Raw genomic sequence first — 14675 nt, forward strand, 5'->3', positions numbered from 1 at the left:
GTGATCCGCAGGGGCCCGAGGCGAGGCGACGACGGCTTCGTTTTTCGTCACTTTCTGCTACTTCCAGCGGAAGTGACAGAGGCAGTCCGACAACGAGGCCGAGTCCGTAGAAGTGGCTCCTGACCAGGTAGTTTGATGGTCCACTGTTGACCGTTGGTGACCTCGAGTTTCCATGCTCGCGTGTCAGAACTGCGTCAACGGGTGAGATGTCGCGGACGGCGCGGGGATGCACGATGGATCACACGTGTATACGCGATAGGTGATACCTGCGAAGTCCCCTGACTGGTCGACCAAGAGGTCCGAGAATCGGTTCAGCGAGGGTTCATCGCACAACCCCATCGGCTCCTCCCAGCGGAGCCGGCCCAGGGGCAAAGGGGGGCACACTCCCGAACCGGCCCGCCTAAGACCGACCGCCGTCGGCGAAACTGCGCTGCTGGGGCGTCTTCGTCGGCGCCGGAGGTTTCGATGCCGAGGGAAGAGAAAGACCTGAAGCGACTCGTTCGCGAGCGCATGTCACGGACGGGCGAGACCTACTCGACGGCGAGGTCCAATCTGTTCGCCAATCGCGACGCCACACAGCCAGCGATTGAGCTGGGTGACCTGTTCGTGTTGGCGCACGACCTGCCGATGGCAATTCGCCGTGTCCACGTGGCTACACGACAGACAAGTGGCCCGGGCGCTCGGGCAATGACCGAGGAACGTGAGCGGGCCCTCGGCCGCACATTCGTCCCGTCCGAGGGACGGACGAGGGTTCCCTCGAACCAGCCGAACTGGCACGGCGAAACGTGGATGGAACTCGACGCGCAGTCTTGGCGAGACCCGTTTTCGACCCTTCGTCCCGCGCGCTACCGGGAGGAGGGCGTCGGTGAGGGTCGCCGCGCAGCGCAGCTCTCGGGGATCGCAGCGACCGACGGCTCAATCTTCTGGTGGGAGAACGCCGACGGTCTCGGCAGCCGGTCGCTGGAGAACCGCAGCATGGCTCGTCCCGTGCATGCAGGTTGGGTGTGCGATTCCTCCTGGTCGAGCGAGCCAGGCAGCCTCGAAGTCGAGGCCGTCGGTGAGTACTCCGGCCGACCGGCGGCGACGGTCCTGTTCACGCCGATCGATTTCGAGCTCGTGCACGAAGCACCCCGGCCGCGAGCGGCGCGTGCCTTCGATCTCGGCAACGAGCATCGACTAATTATCGATCTTGCGACCGGCTGCACCCTGAGGCGCATCAACTACTACCGGGGTGAGCCGATTCTCGAGAGGGAGGTCACCGATCTCGACTTCCCAGAGGCATTCGACGACGCACTGTTCGCGCCGCCGAGCGGCCGCGTGCTGCCGTCCACTCCTGGACCTCGCCACTACCGGCAATTGTCCGAGATTGTTGAGGCGGTGCCCTTCCAGGTCCTCGTCCCGCGGGTGCCGGAAGGCTGGCGTTTCAGCGGCGGAGCCGTCTTCGAGGAAGGAGACGGTCCTCCCCGCGTCGCCTTGATCTACATCAAAGGTCCGGGGGTGGGCTTCACCATCGCCGAGGCGCCCGTCGAGGCCGAGGAGCGACCAACGCACATCGACTGGATACCGGTCGAGCGCGATGGCCGCGTGGTCGAGATCTCGAGCGTCGACCCGACATCGTGTGTCCGCAATGTCCGAACGGTGGTGGGAGGCATCCGGGCCGAGATTCAGCCTTGCCCGCTGCAGCGGGAGGAGGCTGTGGAGCTCGCCCTCTCGCTCACTCCCGCCGAATCATGACCGAGCGCCGCCGCGCTCGGGTGCACCGAGGAGCAGCCAACCGATTCAGGCCCATTCACTGTTGTGGGGCACCTCGGTGGTCGAGCGACAGTCGCGTTATCGGACTGGCCCGAGGGACCCGTTCAGCCGCTCGAAGCAACACCGAGAAAGACGACGACGGCCCGATTGAGCCGGACGATGTCGGCATCGGAAAGCTCGCCTATACGATCACCGAGCCGCGAACGACGGACCGTCGTGATCTTGTCGACCATGAGCCGGCACGCCTGGTTCAGCCCGTTGTCAGTGCCCGGCTCGATCTCCACCCGAAACAGTGGCGCCTCAGTGCGGTCAGTCGTAAACGGACATACCGTCACGGAGTCGGTATCGAACCTGTCGTCTTGGAGGACGACTGCTGGCCTCGGTTTGCCGGCGTAGTCACTGCCACCGGCGACGGTCCAGATCTCGCCTCGTCTCACTCCTCGGGCCAGAGCGACACCGAATCGACGAAAGCTTGGTCGTCAGCACTGTGCTCGCTCGCAGCGACAGCCCTCGCCTGGCGGTGCGCCTCTGCTGCGAATCCCGGAGCACGCACGTCAGGCACCCAGATCTGCACGGGCCGCAGCCCCTGGGCACGCAAGCGCGCGCGGTGTTCAGCGACGCGATGTCTCGATGCACCTATTGGAGCCATGATGCCTCCTTCGTTACATGTAACGATAGCAGGCGTTCCGTCGGCACAGCGCGTCGCTGCACCCAATCCCGGCGTTACGAGGCGCTTTTGCGTCGGCAGTCGGAGCCGCGTCTGACTCCGCGCTCTACCGCCCGTCGCACCTCTCGTCTGCGCGGCGAGAAGCACAGATAGAAGAACGAGTGAGTGCATTGCTACGTCGGGTCAGCTCGTCTCTGACGATTTACACCACCACGGAGGCTGTCGCACGAATGCCTCGGTACTCGCGTTTTCCGAGGGCGCGCGAGACAATTGTCCATGGCGATCAACTTGCGCGAAGCCGACCGCGACCAGCTCTATCTGCTACCGCCGTCGGTCGCTGACTGGCTGCCCGAGGACCACTTCGCGTACTTCATTCTCGATGTCGTCGCGCAGTTCGACCTCACCGCGTTCTACGCGGGACTCCGTGAGGACGGCCGCGGCGGCGCGGCCTACGACCCAGCCACGGTCCTCGCCGCCTTGCTCTACGCCTACAGCGTCGGTGAGCGCTCCTCGCGACGGATCGAGCAGCGGCTCATAGAGGACGTCGCCTTCCGGGTCGTCGCCGCGAACCAGCAGTTCGACCACGCGACGCTCGCGCGCTTTCGTCGCCGACACGCCGATGCGCTCTGCGACCTGTTCGCTCAGGTGCTCGGACTCTGCGTCTCCGAAGGGCTCGTCATGTCGGGCGTGGTCTCGATCGATGGCACGAAACTCGAGGCCAACGCGTCGCTGGCGGCAAACCGGACGCGCCGACAGCTCGCCGAGGAGGTCCTGGGCGAAGCAGAGCAGGTCGACCACGATGACGACGAGCGACTGGGCGACGCCCGCGGCGACGAGCTTCCGGATCGCTGGCGACGTCGCGATGGCCGCCGGGCTCGCGTTGCCGAGGCGCTTCGCCAGCTCGACGAGGCCGACGCTTCGGACTATGAGTTCCGTCTCGCCGCCCGTGCACAAAAGGAGGCCGAGCTCGGGCACAAGCTCTCGGGCGCCAAGCCGTCACCAACGAGTGGCCGCGCGAAGGAACGGATCGCGAACCCGACCGATCCGGACTCCCGTCCGTTGCGCAGTCACGGCCACTTCATCCAGGGCTACAACGCGCAGGCCGCGGTCAGCGCTGACCAGGTCATCGTGGCCGCCGAGGTGACGAACGCCGCGAGCGACACGACGATGTTCATCCCGATGGTGCGCGCAACCGAGGAGAACCTCGCACGTGCCGGCGCTGCACCAGCCGCGACCTTCGCTGCCGACACCGGTTACTGGAATGTCGAGAACGTGACGATGGATGTCGACGCAGAGCTACTCGTCACCCCGATGCCCGTGGTCAACGGCAATCTCGAACCTGGCGACACTCGGCTCGAGCTTCGGGAGGCAATCTTTGCTCGTGTCGAACGAGGCGAGCTCTCGCTCCCCGCAGCAGCAGTCGAGATGGACATCTCCGCGGCCTGGGCGTGGAGGTTGTTCACCAACCGGCAGCGGGGGCGAGGCGACCCCGCAGTGCTACGTAAACAGATGCTCGAACGGCTCGACTCACCCGAAGGACGGCGCCGCTACGCGCTCCGGAAGGTGACGACCGAGCCGGTCTTCGGCAACATCAAAGCGAACCTCCGCTTCCGACGACTGTCGGGACGCGGCATCGTGCTTGCTACCAGCGAGTGGAGACTCATCTGCACCGTTCACAACCTCTTCAAGGTGCGAAATCACCGGCTCCGGATGGCTTGATCGGCGGCTATCGATGGATCCGACCCTGATCAGCGAGTGATGTCGCTCGAGTCATCCACGTTGAGGTCCGCACTGCTGTCCATCTGTGCGACAGCCTCCACGCGGGACGCGATCTCCGGGCGTCTGGGATACGCAACAACGAGTGCTTCCTAGCCCCCGAGGAGCCGGAGGATCCAGGCGCCGGCTCGACTCCGCCAAGTCCGCGGTTTCTGGTCAGGCTGGCGCACGCGGCGACTGCGAGGTCGCGGCACACCTACGGGATAGACGGGGAAGCGCTGGTAGCGCCGATAGTGACGAATACTTCCCGACACGTCCTGCAGGCTACCGACGACTAACCGTGGCGGAGGCCGCGTCCCGGCAGCGAGGATCGCACCCGGTCGGCAGTCGACGAGGTGTTTCAATCCGCTGCGTCAGATCTGCGTCAGACTGGTGTCCCCGACCGACAAAAGAGCAGCTCGTAGCAGATTTTGGCCACTTTCTGCTACTTCCAGCGGAAGTGGACGAACAGGCGGCCGAAGTTCTTCGAGTCCTTCTCGACCCGGTGGTAGAGCGCCTTGATCTCGGGCTCGTCGAGGAAGCGCAGCACGTGCTTCTTGAGGGCCCCGGAGCCCTTGCCGGGGATGATCTCGACCTCGCTCGCGTGGATGCGGACCGCCTCGTCGATGATCCCCCGCAGCGCGGCGTCGATGTCGTGGCCGCGGTTGTAGATGTCGTGCAGGTCCAGCTTCAGCTTCGCCACGCGACAAGTCTTCCCGCTCTCGGGCGTGCCCACCGCGAGGGTCGGAGGGGCACGCCCCTGAGCCGCGGGCGGTGCCCCGTTAGCATCCCGGCGCAATGGCCCGCGTCCTCGAGCACATCAAGGTCCTCGACCTCTCGCGCGTGCTCGCCGGCCCCTACTGCACCCAGTTCCTCGGGGAGCTCGGCGCCGAGGTCGTGAAGGTCGAGCCGCCGGGTCACGGGGACGACACGCGGCTCTGGGGGCCTCCCTTCGTCGGCCCGGAGGACGCGCCGGAGTCGCTCTACTTCCTCTCGGCGAACCGCAACAAGAAGAGCGTCGTCATCGACCTGCAGCGCGCCGAGGGCCAGGAGATCATCCGCCGCCTCGCACAGGGCGCGGACATCGTCGTCGAGAACTTCCGCCCCGGGACCCTCGAGCGCTGGGGCCTCGACTACCCGGCGCTCGCCGCCCTGAACCCGCGCATCGTGCACGTCGCCATCTCGGGCTTCGGTCAGAGCGGTCGCTACCGCGACCGGCCCGGCTACGACCTCATCGCCCAGGGGATGGGCGGGCTGATGGCGGCGACCGGCGAGCCGGGCGGCGAGCCGGTGAAGATCGGCCTGCCGATCGCCGACCTGAACGCCGGCAACTGGGCGATCATCGGGGTGCTGATGGCGCTCTACGCCCGCGAGTCGACCGGCAGGGGCCAGTACCTCGACGTCTCGCTCCTCGAGGCGCAGCTGGCGCTGCATGTCTACGCCACCGGCCTGCACTTCTACCGAGACAGCTCGCCGGCGCCGATGGGGACCGCGCACCAGATCATCACCCCCTACCAGGCCTACCGCTGCAGCGACGGCGCGATCAACGTCGCCGTCGGCTCCGAGCGCCTCTGGCAGCAGTTCTGCGCAGCGCTCGGCCTCCCGATCGCCGACGACGAGCGCTTCTCCTCCAACGAGCGGCGCGTCGCCAACCGCGATGCCCTCGCCGAGCTGCTCGAAGCGCGCTTCGCGAGCGGGACGCGCGCCGAGTTCCTCGAACGCCTCGTCGCCGCCGGGGTCCCCTGCGGTCCGATCAACACCACCGGCGAGCTCTACGACGACCCCTGGGTCGCCGAGCGCGGCCAGCTCGTCCGCCTCGAGCACCCGACCGTCGGCGAGTACGTGGGGACCGGCTACCCGCTGGCGGGCGCCGGCGACCAGCTCGGGCCGAGCGGGCCGCCGCCGCTCCTTGGCGAGCACACGCGCGAGGTCCTCGCCACCCTCGGTTACGCCGAGGCGGCGATCGCCGGCCTCTACTCGGCGGGCGTCGTCGCCTAACCGGGTGGGCGCTCGCCGCGGCGGCGGGCGACGGCACGACCGAGGCGGCGGAAGGCGGCGACGTCCTCGACGCCGTGACGCTTGGCGAGGCGGCGCAGCACGAGGATCCGCACCGTGCCGATGATGAGGACGAGCACCGCGCCGACGAGCGCGGCGATGAGCAGCGCGAGGCCGAGGTCGAGCTGCGCGTGGAGGAAGAGGAAGGTGACGTGCACCGCCTTCGCGTTCTCCGCGATGAAGACGATCAGCGCCGCGAGGACGACCGCGCCGGCCCCCGCCCCGACCCAGGCGGCACCCGAACCGCTTTTCTCGATGCGGTGCGGCTGCGGCTCCGCGGGCAGCTCCGCCGCCGCGCCGCTCTCGATCTCGTCCTCGGCCATCGCGCCTCCCCGTCAGTCAGAAGAAGTTGTACCCGCTGCCGCCACCGCAGGCCCGTCCGCCGCGCCGCCGACGAGGGCGGCGAACGCCGCCACGAGGACGTCGGCCGCGCCCTCCGAGCCCCCCTCGGAGGGCGCGCCGGCGTAGCGGGCGCGCTCGTAGCGGTCGGTGAGGCCCGCCAGCAGCTCCGCCCCCTCGCCGAGCTCGGGCGCGACGCGGCTCGCGAACTCCCGCGGCGTCTCGGAAAGGGAGCGCCCGCGGCCCGCCTCGTGCGCGGCGAGCAGCACCCGGCGGTAGTCGCCGCGCACCCCGACGGGGTGCGCGGTCCGGCGCCGCGGCGCACGGCGCCGGGAGAGCCGCGAGCCCAGGCGGGAGAGGAGGCGCCGGGCGGCCGCGAAGAGGAGCGCGAAGAGCTTCCCCCAGGTGAAGACCGAGCTCACGAGCTCGGGGGGCGTCGCCACCTTCGGCGCCTTGGCGCGCGGTGGGCGGTGGCGGATGACGAGCACCGCCAGCCCCCCGAGGAGGCCGGCCGCCACGATGCCGCCGACGAAGGGGGGGATCTTCGGCGGCGGGTAGACCTTCGGGGGCTTCGCGCTCTTCGCCGCGTGCAGCGCGCCGCCCTTCGGGATCGGGTGGTGGACGAACAGCCCGACGATCGCCCCGATCCCCGCGGCGATGCCCAACGTGACGTGCACGATGGCGAAGACGAGCCCGAGGCCGGCCGCCCGCAACGCCCCGCCGAGGGCGTGCCCGGCGTCGAGAGCCGCGGTCGTGAGGCCGCTCCCCCAGGCGCCGAGCGCGGCGGCGGCGAGGAAGCCGGCGCCGACGACGACGATCACCGGGACGAGGAGGATCGCCCCCCACACCCGGCGGTCGCCGCCGCGGGTCATCCCGGCCCCTACCGACGACGCCTCGCGGTTGCGCATCACGTAGCCGAGGAGGAAGACCTCGAGGAAGTAGACGACGAACAGCGGCCCGGCGCCGCGCGTCGCGGCGTGCAGCGCGCGGCCGGGCACCGCGGCGAGCACGATGAACAGGGTGAGGAAGGCGAGGCCGGTCCACGCCGCGGAGCGTCCGATCTGGCGGAACGAGCCGTGCGAGAGGCCGAGAACGACGCCCCGCAGCACCACCACCGCGACCGCGAGCCACGCGATCGTCGAGACCGCCGAGGGGGTCGCGCCGCGGACGCTGAAGGGGTCGACGGCGACCCGCCCGAAGGCCCCCGCGACGCTGCGCGAGGCGAGCGCCCCCGCGCCGAGGGCGATCACGGCGAGGCCGGCGACGCTCCCGAGGACGACCCGTGGCCACAGCGGGGCGCGCACGCAGCGCATCGCCCGCCCGACGAGCGCGCCCGCCGCCGCGGGGAGGGCGAGGGCGAGGTAGGGGACGTCCATCCGCAGGGTGCCCGTGGTGTTCACGAGCGCGGAGATGACGAGCGCGATCCACGTCGCCTCGCTCGCCGCGAGCGCCGCCGCAGGGAGCGGGTTATTCGGTGAGCGCCAGCGCATCGCTTCGCCGCCAGTCGCGTGGCCGCTCGGTGCGGAGGATCGCGTCGACCGTGCCCGCCGGGGGGGCGAGCGACCCCGGGCCGTCGACGAACAGCGCCGTCACCGGGGCCCGGCGGCGCACCTCGGCGAGGACGCCGAGCACCGTCGGCGAGAAGCGGGAGGAGATCACGAGCACGAGCGCCTGACGGCGGAGGCGACGGCTCTCGAGGTTCAGCACCCCGGCGAGGTTCGCCTGCGGGTCGGGCTCGCAGAGCGCGAGCAGCTCGAGCATCCGGCCGATCGCGTCGGGGGCGCTCGAAGGGTCGGCGGCGACGGGGTCGCCGTCAGCGAGGCCCGGCCCGAAGAGGCCGACCGGGAGGCCCTTGCCCCCGAAGTGCACCACGAAGGAGGCGGCGAGGCTGAGCGAGAACTCCCGCGCCTCCTCGGCGCCCTCTGAGCCCGACTGGTCGAGATCGAAGAAGACCGCCACCCGCGGGTTCGTCGTCGCCTCGAAGTCGCGCACGAGGAGCTCCCCCGAGCGCGCCGTCGCCCGCCAGTCGACGTGGCGGAGGGGGTCGCCGGCGCGGTACTGACGCATGCCGGCGATGCGGGTGGGGTCGGCGAGCAGCAGCGAGCGGGCGCGGCGTTCGCCGATCGGGGTGCGCGCCGCGAGGTCGAGCGGCGGCACGGCGAGGATCTTCGGGTAGACGACGAGCTCGTCGGCCCGCTCCTGGCGGGCGACGCGGTGGCGGAGGCCGAGGGGGTCGCCCGAGCGCACCTCGCTGCCGCCGAAGAGGTGGCGCCCCCGGTGGTCGCAGACGATCTCGATGCGGCGGAGCGAGCGCTGGAAGGGAAGGAGCGAGAAGGCCTGCAGGAGCGCCCGGTCCCCCTCCTCCTCGCGGTGCTCCACCGAGAGGCCGGGGAAGTCGAGCCGCTCGGGGACGACGTCGGTCACCCGGATCCAGGGGAGCGGGAGGAGCTTGTCGTTCACGAGCTCGCTCTCCAAGGTGACGTGCTCCCCGAACTCGGCGCGGTGCTGGGAGAGGCGGCGCGAGTAGGCGAGACCGACGAGGCAGGTCCGCTGCCAGAGGTACAGGACGAGGCTCGCCATGAGGCCGAGCGCCCCGAAGAGGGCGAGCGCCGCGGCATGCAGCCAGCCCCCGACGCCGGCGATGCCGGCGAAGACGACGATGGCGACGAGCTCGGGGTTGAGGTCCCAGAGCCAGTTCATCGCGGGGCGGCTCAGCTCGCGGGGCTGGCTTCGGGATCGAGCTCCTCGACGGGGACGTTCGTCCCGTCGACGATGCTCGCCACCACCTGCAGCTCGCTCACGCCCCTGAGGCGCGCCTGCGCGGAGAGGACGAGGCGGTGGGCGAGGACCGCCCCGGCGAGCGCCTTCACGTCGTCGGGGAGGGCGAAGGCGCGGCCCGCGATGAGGGCGCGGGCCTGCACCGCACGGTGCAGCGCGAGGGCGGCGCGGGGGCTCGCCCCGAGGCGGACCCGCGCATCGCCACGGGTCGCCCGCACGACGTCGAGGAGGTAGTCGCGCACCTCCTCTGAGACGAGCACCTCGGTGCGGGCGGCCTGCAGCGCCACGATCTCCTCGGGGGAGGTGACGGCCGTGAGCGTGGCGAGCGGGTCGGCCCGCTCGTAGCGGGTGAGGATCTCGTGCTCCTCGGCGAGGCTCGGGTAGCCGAGGTCGACGCGCACGAGGAAGCGGTCGAGCTGGGCCTCGGGGAGGGGGAAGGTCCCCTCGAGGTCGACGGGGTTCTGCGTGGCGACGACGAAGAAGGGCTCGGGGAGGCGGCGGGTCTCGCCGTCGACGGTGACCTGCCGCTCCTCCATCGCCTCGAGCAGCGACGACTGGGTGCGCGGGGTGGCCCGGTTGATCTCGTCGGCGAGCAGGACCTGGGTGAAGACCGGCCCGGCGCGGAACTCGAACTCGCCGCTCTTCTGGTTGTAGACGCTCGAACCGGTGACGTCGGAGGGGAGCACGTCGGGGGTGAACTGCACGCGCCCGAACGAGGCGCCGCTCACCGTGGCGAGCGAGCGAGCGAGGAGGGTCTTGCCGACGCCGGGGACGTCCTCCAACAGCGCGTGCCCCCGGCAGAGCAGCGCCACGAGGAGCTGCTCGAGCGCTGCCTCCTTGCCGACGACGACCGAGCCGACCGCCGCCGCGACGCGCGCCAATGCCGCCGAAGTCTGCCCGTTCTCCACGCCCGCGAACCCGCCCCTCGCTCGATCCTGCCCCCGCCGTGCAACTACCCCGGGGATGGCGGGACAGGCTAGACGGCCAAGCTGTGGTTTCGGCGAGAGGAACCTCCAGGCGGTCGGAGCTGGCCGAGGGCTAGGCGAGGGCCTCCTCGTCGGCAAGGCTCCGGTAGTAGCGATAGGCGGCGAGCATCCCCACCTCGCCCCCCGCCGAGCCGCGCGGGCGCGCCGGGTCGAGGGGGGCGGAGATGATCTCCTGGTCCTCGGGGAGGATCGGCTGCGGGTCGCCGATCAGGCAGGCCTGGTACATCATCGAGACGAGGCGGTTAGCGGTCACGCAGCGCACCGTGACGTCGGCGACGCTCGAGCCCGTCGCGCTGATCCCGTGGCCGCGCATCATCGTCACCTTGTGGTCGCCCATGAAGGTCGCGAGCCCCTCGCCGAGCTCGTCGTTGGCGACGGTGACGCTCCTCGGGTAGGTCGGCACCCCCTCGATCGCCATCTGCGCGGCACCGATGTCGAAGGCGCCGACGATCGGCACGATCTCCCGCTCGCCGATCGTGAGCAGCACCGCGGGGACGGGGTGGATGTGCGCGACCGAGCGCACCTCGGGGTGCAGCTTGTAGAGCCAGAGGTGGATGAAGCTCTCCGACGGCGGCTGCAGGCCGTCGGGGCCGCCCACCTTCTCGGCGTCGAAGTCGATCTCCAAGATGTCGTCGACCGAGGTGTAGCGCAGCCCCGCCTCGTCGACCCCCTTCCCCTTGATGAGGACGGTGTCGGCGCCCTCGGGGCGGTAGCTCACGTGGCCGAGGGCGGCGTGGGTGAGGCCGAGCTTGCCCATGATCCGGCACGACTGCGCGATCTCGGCGGCGAGTCGCGCCTTGTCCCCGCTGAAGGCGGCCATCGCTACAGCTCCAGCGTCGGCGGGTAGAAGAGCTCCTCGAGGCCGAGGCGGCGCGGCGTCAGCCCCTGCTCGTGGGAGTACTCGGTGATCGTCTCCAGGGTTTCCCGCTGGGCCTGCACGCCGTAGAGGAAGAGGTCCTTGTGGAGCGCCTGCAGGCTCTCGCCGCTGAGCAGCCCAGCCTCGCGGTAGGGCGTCGCGGTGGCGAGCGCCTCGGCGTGCGCGAGCTGCTTGGCCTCGAGGAGCATCGAGTAGAGGTTGAGCACCACCCACGGGTACGCCTCGACGACGTCCCGGCGGACGACCACGCAGTGGTTGATCGGGTAGAAGCCGGTCTTCTCGTAGTAGCGGATCGACTCGGCACGGGGGTCGGGGAAGAGGCGGGTGATCGTCGTGCCGGTGCTGAGGTCGGCACGGCTGCGGTCGACGAGGTTGCGGTCGGCGATGTAGAGGAGGGTCGCGTCGAGGGTGCCCGCCATCAGCATCTCGCCGATGTTGGAGTCGCGGTCGACGTAGTCGAGCTGCACCCCGGCGGGGGGCGTGAAGCCGGTCGCGCCGCCGTGGCTCTGCTCGGGGGGGCGCTCCATGAACCAGTGGAGGTCCTCGGGCTTCACCCCGAACTCGTGGAGCAGGACACCGCGTCCCCAGAGCGCCGCGGTCTGCTGGTACTCAGGGACGCCGACGCGCTTGCCGACGAGGTCCTCGGGCTTCGCGATGCCGGCGTCGGCGCGCACGAGGATGCCGGTGTGGAAGAACTGCCGGGAGGTGAAGACCGGGAGCGCGACCCAGGTGTCGTCGCCGTGGGCACGCGCCGCGAGCAGCGAGGACATCGACATCTCGGAGACCTCGAACTCCTGGAAGTGGAGCTGGCGCCAGAACATCTCCGAGGGGTGGACCTTGGTGACGTGCAGGTCGATCCCCTGGGCCTTCACCCGCCCCTGGTGGACCGGCTCGGTCCTCGCGTTCCCCGACAGCGCCGCGCCGAGCTCGATGTTGCCCATGTGGCTCCCCTCCGCGCCGCGGCGGACGCCCGGCCCAGCCGATCGTATTGAGCACCCGCAGGCCTGTCGAGGGGGGGCGGAATACCGCGGCCCCGGGGGCGTTAGAACATTCACGCAACGACGCGTAATCGAAATTACACCCGCTGAACGGCGAGGAGAAGATGCCTGAACTCCGCCAGACCCTGCCGCTGCTCCCCCTCACCTCGGGGGTCGTGCTCCCTGGGATGATGCTCACCCTCGCCCTCGAGTCCGACGAGGCGCGTGCCGCCGCCGAGGCGGCGCGAGCCGCCTCGGACCGCCTCCTCCTCGTCCCCCACCTGGAGGGGCGCTACTCCTCGATCGGCGTCGTCGCCGAGATCCTCGAGCGCGGCGAGATCCCGAAGGGGCCGCTCGCGGTCGTGCTGCGCGGCGTCGAGCGGGTGCACGTCGGCGCGGCGGTGCCGAGCACCGGCGACGCGCTGTGGGTGCAGGTCGACGCGGTCGAGCAGGCCCCGATCACCGACGCCGTGCGCGAGCTCGCCCGCGAGTACCGCGCCGTGCTCGAGAACATCCTCCTCACCAGCGGTGCGCACCGGCTGGCGAGCGAGCTGCGCGAGGCCACCGAGCCCGGCGAGATCGCCGACCTCTCGGGCTACTCGCCGGACCTCACCCTCGCCCAGAAGCTGGAGGTGCTCGAGGCGCTCGACGTCGAGGCGCGCCTGCGCCTCGTGCTCGGCTGGGCGCGCGAGGTCCTCGCCGACCTGACGCTGCGCGAGCAGATCAAGACCAACGTCGAGGAGGGGATGGAGCGCACACAGCGCGAGTTCCTCCTCCGCCGCCAGCTCGACGCGATCCGCAAGGAGCTCGGCGAGCTCTCCGAGGAGGGCGAGGAAGGGGCCGACGACCCCGCCGGCTACCGCCGCCGCGCCGAGCAGGCGACCCTCCCCGACGAGGTGCGCAAGGCCGTCGAGCGCGAGATCGGGCGCCTCGAGCGGACCAACGAGCAGAGCCCGGAGGGCGGCTGGATCCGCACCTGGCTCGACACCGTCCTCGAGCTCCCCTTCGGGGTCGAGTCCGAGGACAACCTCGACGTGAAGGCCGCCGCCGCGATCCTCGACGAGGACCACGAAGGGCTCCCCGAGGTGAAAGAGCGCATCCTCGAGCACCTCGCCGTGCGCAAGCTGCAGCACGAGCGGGGCCTCGTCTCGGTGGGGCGCGGCGCGGGGGCGATCCTCGTCCTCGTCGGCCCCCCCGGGGTCGGCAAGACCTCCCTCGGCGAGTCGGTGGCGCGCGCCCTTGACCGAAAGTTCGTGCGGGTCGCCCTCGGCGGCACCCACGACGAGGCCGAGATCCGCGGCCACCGCCGCACCTACGTCGGCGCGCAGCCCGGCCGCCTGGTGCGGGCGCTGCGCGAGGCGGGGACGATGAACCCGGTGCTCCTCCTCGACGAGGTCGACAAGCTCGGCAGCGACTTCCGCGGCGACCCCGCCTCGGCGCTGCTCGAGGTGCTCGACCCCGCGCAGAACCACACCTTCACCGACCACTACCTGGAGGTCCCCCTCGACCTCTCCAAGGTGCTGTTCCTCGCGACGGCGAACGTCCTCGAGACGATCCCCGGGCCGCTCCTCGACCGCATGGAGGTGCTCCGCCTCGACGGCTACTCCGAGGAGGAGAAGGTCCGCATCGGGCGCAACCACCTCCTCCCCCGCCAGCTCGAGCGCGCCGCGCTCGCCGAGTCCGAGGTCGAGGTGAGCGACGCCGCGCTGCTGCGCATCGTCGCCGAGTACACCCGCGAGGCGGGCGTCCGCCAGCTAGAGCGGGAGATCGCCCGCCTGCTGCGCAAGGCGGCGACCAGGATCGTCTCCGGCGAGCGCAGCGCCCCGGTGGTCGTCGGGGAGGAGGACGTCGCCTCCTGGCTCGGCCGCCGCAAGGTCTTCACCGAGGTCGCCGAGCGCACGAGCGTGCCGGGTGTGGCCACGGGCCTCGCCGTCACCGGTGCCGGGGGCGACGTGCTGTTCGTCGAGGCGAACGCCGCGGCCGGCGGCGAGGGCCTGACCCTCACCGGCCAGCTCGGTGAGGTGATGAAGGAGTCGGCCGAGATCGCCCTCTCCTACGTGCGGGCGCACGCCCCCGAGCTCGGGATCGGCCCCGAGGCCCTCGCCGGGCGCCACTTCCACGTGCACGTCCCGGCGGGCGCGGTCCCAAAGGACGGCCCCTCGGCGGGCGTCACGATGACCTCGGCCCTCGTGAGCCTGCTCACCGGGCGCGCCGTCCGGCCCGAGGTGGGGATGACCGGCGAGGTCACGCTGCGAGGCAAGGTGCTGCCGATCGGCGGCGTCGTGCAGAAGGTGCTCGCCGCCCACCGCGCCGGCCTCACCGAGGTCGCGCTGCCGGCCCGCAACGGCCCCGACCTCGAGGACCTGCCCGAGTCGGTGCGCATCGCGATGCGCTTCCACCTCGTGAGCGACGTCGACGAGCTGCTCGCCGTCGTCCTCGCCGAGCCCGAGGCGGCCCTCGAGCGCGCGGCCGCGTAGGGGGCCGGTAGG

At 70.8% G+C, this 14675-nt stretch carries 13 protein-coding genes; 4 read left to right on the plus strand and 9 right to left on the minus strand.

The features are described from left to right. Positions 1–465: 465 nt before the first annotated feature. Positions 466–1734, plus strand: coding sequence for a hypothetical protein (locus VNF07_12380; GenBank protein HVB07033.1), 1269 nt, complete (start codon positions 466–468; stop codon positions 1732–1734). A gap of 122 nt (positions 1735–1856) precedes the next feature. Here VNF07_12380 and VNF07_12385 read toward each other — a convergent pair whose 3' ends face one another. Continuing rightward, complete coding sequence (locus VNF07_12385; protein HVB07034.1) at positions 1857–2189, minus strand: type II toxin-antitoxin system PemK/MazF family toxin; 333 nt, start codon at positions 2187–2189, stop codon at positions 1857–1859. Continuing rightward, positions 2186–2590, minus strand: a complete 405-nt coding sequence (locus tag VNF07_12390) for an antitoxin MazE family protein (GenBank protein ID HVB07035.1) — start codon at positions 2588–2590, stop codon at positions 2186–2188. The genes VNF07_12385 and VNF07_12390 overlap by 4 nt, the downstream gene beginning before the upstream one ends. Before the next feature lie 105 nt (positions 2591–2695). Here VNF07_12390 and VNF07_12395 point away from each other — a divergent pair, with 105 nt between their 5' ends. Continuing rightward, complete coding sequence (locus tag VNF07_12395) at positions 2696–4138, plus strand: transposase (protein ID HVB07036.1); 1443 nt, start codon at positions 2696–2698, stop codon at positions 4136–4138. Positions 4139–4619: 481 nt separating this feature from the next. Here the strand turns inward: VNF07_12395 and VNF07_12400 are convergent, their stop codons facing one another. Further along, the gene (locus VNF07_12400; protein HVB07037.1) at positions 4620–4877 is read right to left on the minus strand and encodes a Smr/MutS family protein; all 258 of its coding nucleotides are present in this window, start codon (positions 4875–4877) and stop codon (positions 4620–4622) included. 95 nt (positions 4878–4972) lie between these two features. On the opposite strand from VNF07_12400, the gene VNF07_12405 reads away from it, so the two are divergent. Next, entirely contained in the window at positions 4973–6172 is a 1200-nt protein-coding gene (locus tag VNF07_12405) for a CaiB/BaiF CoA-transferase family protein (protein HVB07038.1), read from the plus strand. On the opposite strand, the gene VNF07_12410 is transcribed toward VNF07_12405, so the two are convergent. The 6 genes from VNF07_12410 to VNF07_12435 form a co-directional block, all read right to left on the minus strand. Continuing rightward, on the minus strand, positions 6169–6552 hold the full coding sequence (locus tag VNF07_12410) for a lipopolysaccharide assembly protein LapA domain-containing protein (protein ID HVB07039.1): 384 nt from the start codon (positions 6550–6552) through the stop codon (positions 6169–6171). The genes VNF07_12405 and VNF07_12410 overlap by 4 nt on opposite strands. Positions 6553–6564: 12 nt before the next feature. Beyond that, on the minus strand, positions 6565–8058 hold the full coding sequence (locus VNF07_12415; protein HVB07040.1) for a DUF4129 domain-containing protein: 1494 nt from the start codon (positions 8056–8058) through the stop codon (positions 6565–6567). Continuing rightward, the gene (locus VNF07_12420; protein HVB07041.1) at positions 8036–9268 is read right to left on the minus strand and encodes a DUF58 domain-containing protein; all 1233 of its coding nucleotides are present in this window, start codon (positions 9266–9268) and stop codon (positions 8036–8038) included. Before VNF07_12420 ends, VNF07_12415 begins: the two co-directional genes overlap by 23 nt. A gap of 11 nt (positions 9269–9279) precedes the next feature. Then, on the minus strand, positions 9280–10254 hold the full coding sequence (locus VNF07_12425) for a MoxR family ATPase (protein HVB07042.1): 975 nt from the start codon (positions 10252–10254) through the stop codon (positions 9280–9282). Positions 10255–10384: 130 nt separating this feature from the next. Further along, positions 10385–11152: a class II aldolase/adducin family protein gene (locus VNF07_12430; GenBank protein ID HVB07043.1), complete on the minus strand. Its 768-nt coding sequence runs from the start codon at positions 11150–11152 to the stop codon at positions 10385–10387. Positions 11153–11154: 2 nt separating this feature from the next. After that, positions 11155–12150, minus strand: coding sequence for a PhnD/SsuA/transferrin family substrate-binding protein (locus VNF07_12435; GenBank protein HVB07044.1), 996 nt, complete (start codon positions 12148–12150; stop codon positions 11155–11157). Positions 12151–12311: 161 nt separating this feature from the next. Here VNF07_12435 and lon point away from each other — a divergent pair, with 161 nt between their 5' ends. Beyond that, positions 12312–14663 (plus strand): endopeptidase La, encoded by a 2352-nt coding sequence (lon, locus tag VNF07_12440; GenBank protein ID HVB07045.1) that lies wholly within the window; start codon positions 12312–12314, stop codon positions 14661–14663. Positions 14664–14675: the final 12 nt, after the last annotated feature.

The organism is Acidimicrobiales bacterium, assembly GCA_035533595.1.
In the GTDB taxonomy this organism is placed as follows: domain Bacteria; phylum Actinomycetota; class Acidimicrobiia; order Acidimicrobiales; family Bog-793; genus DATLTN01.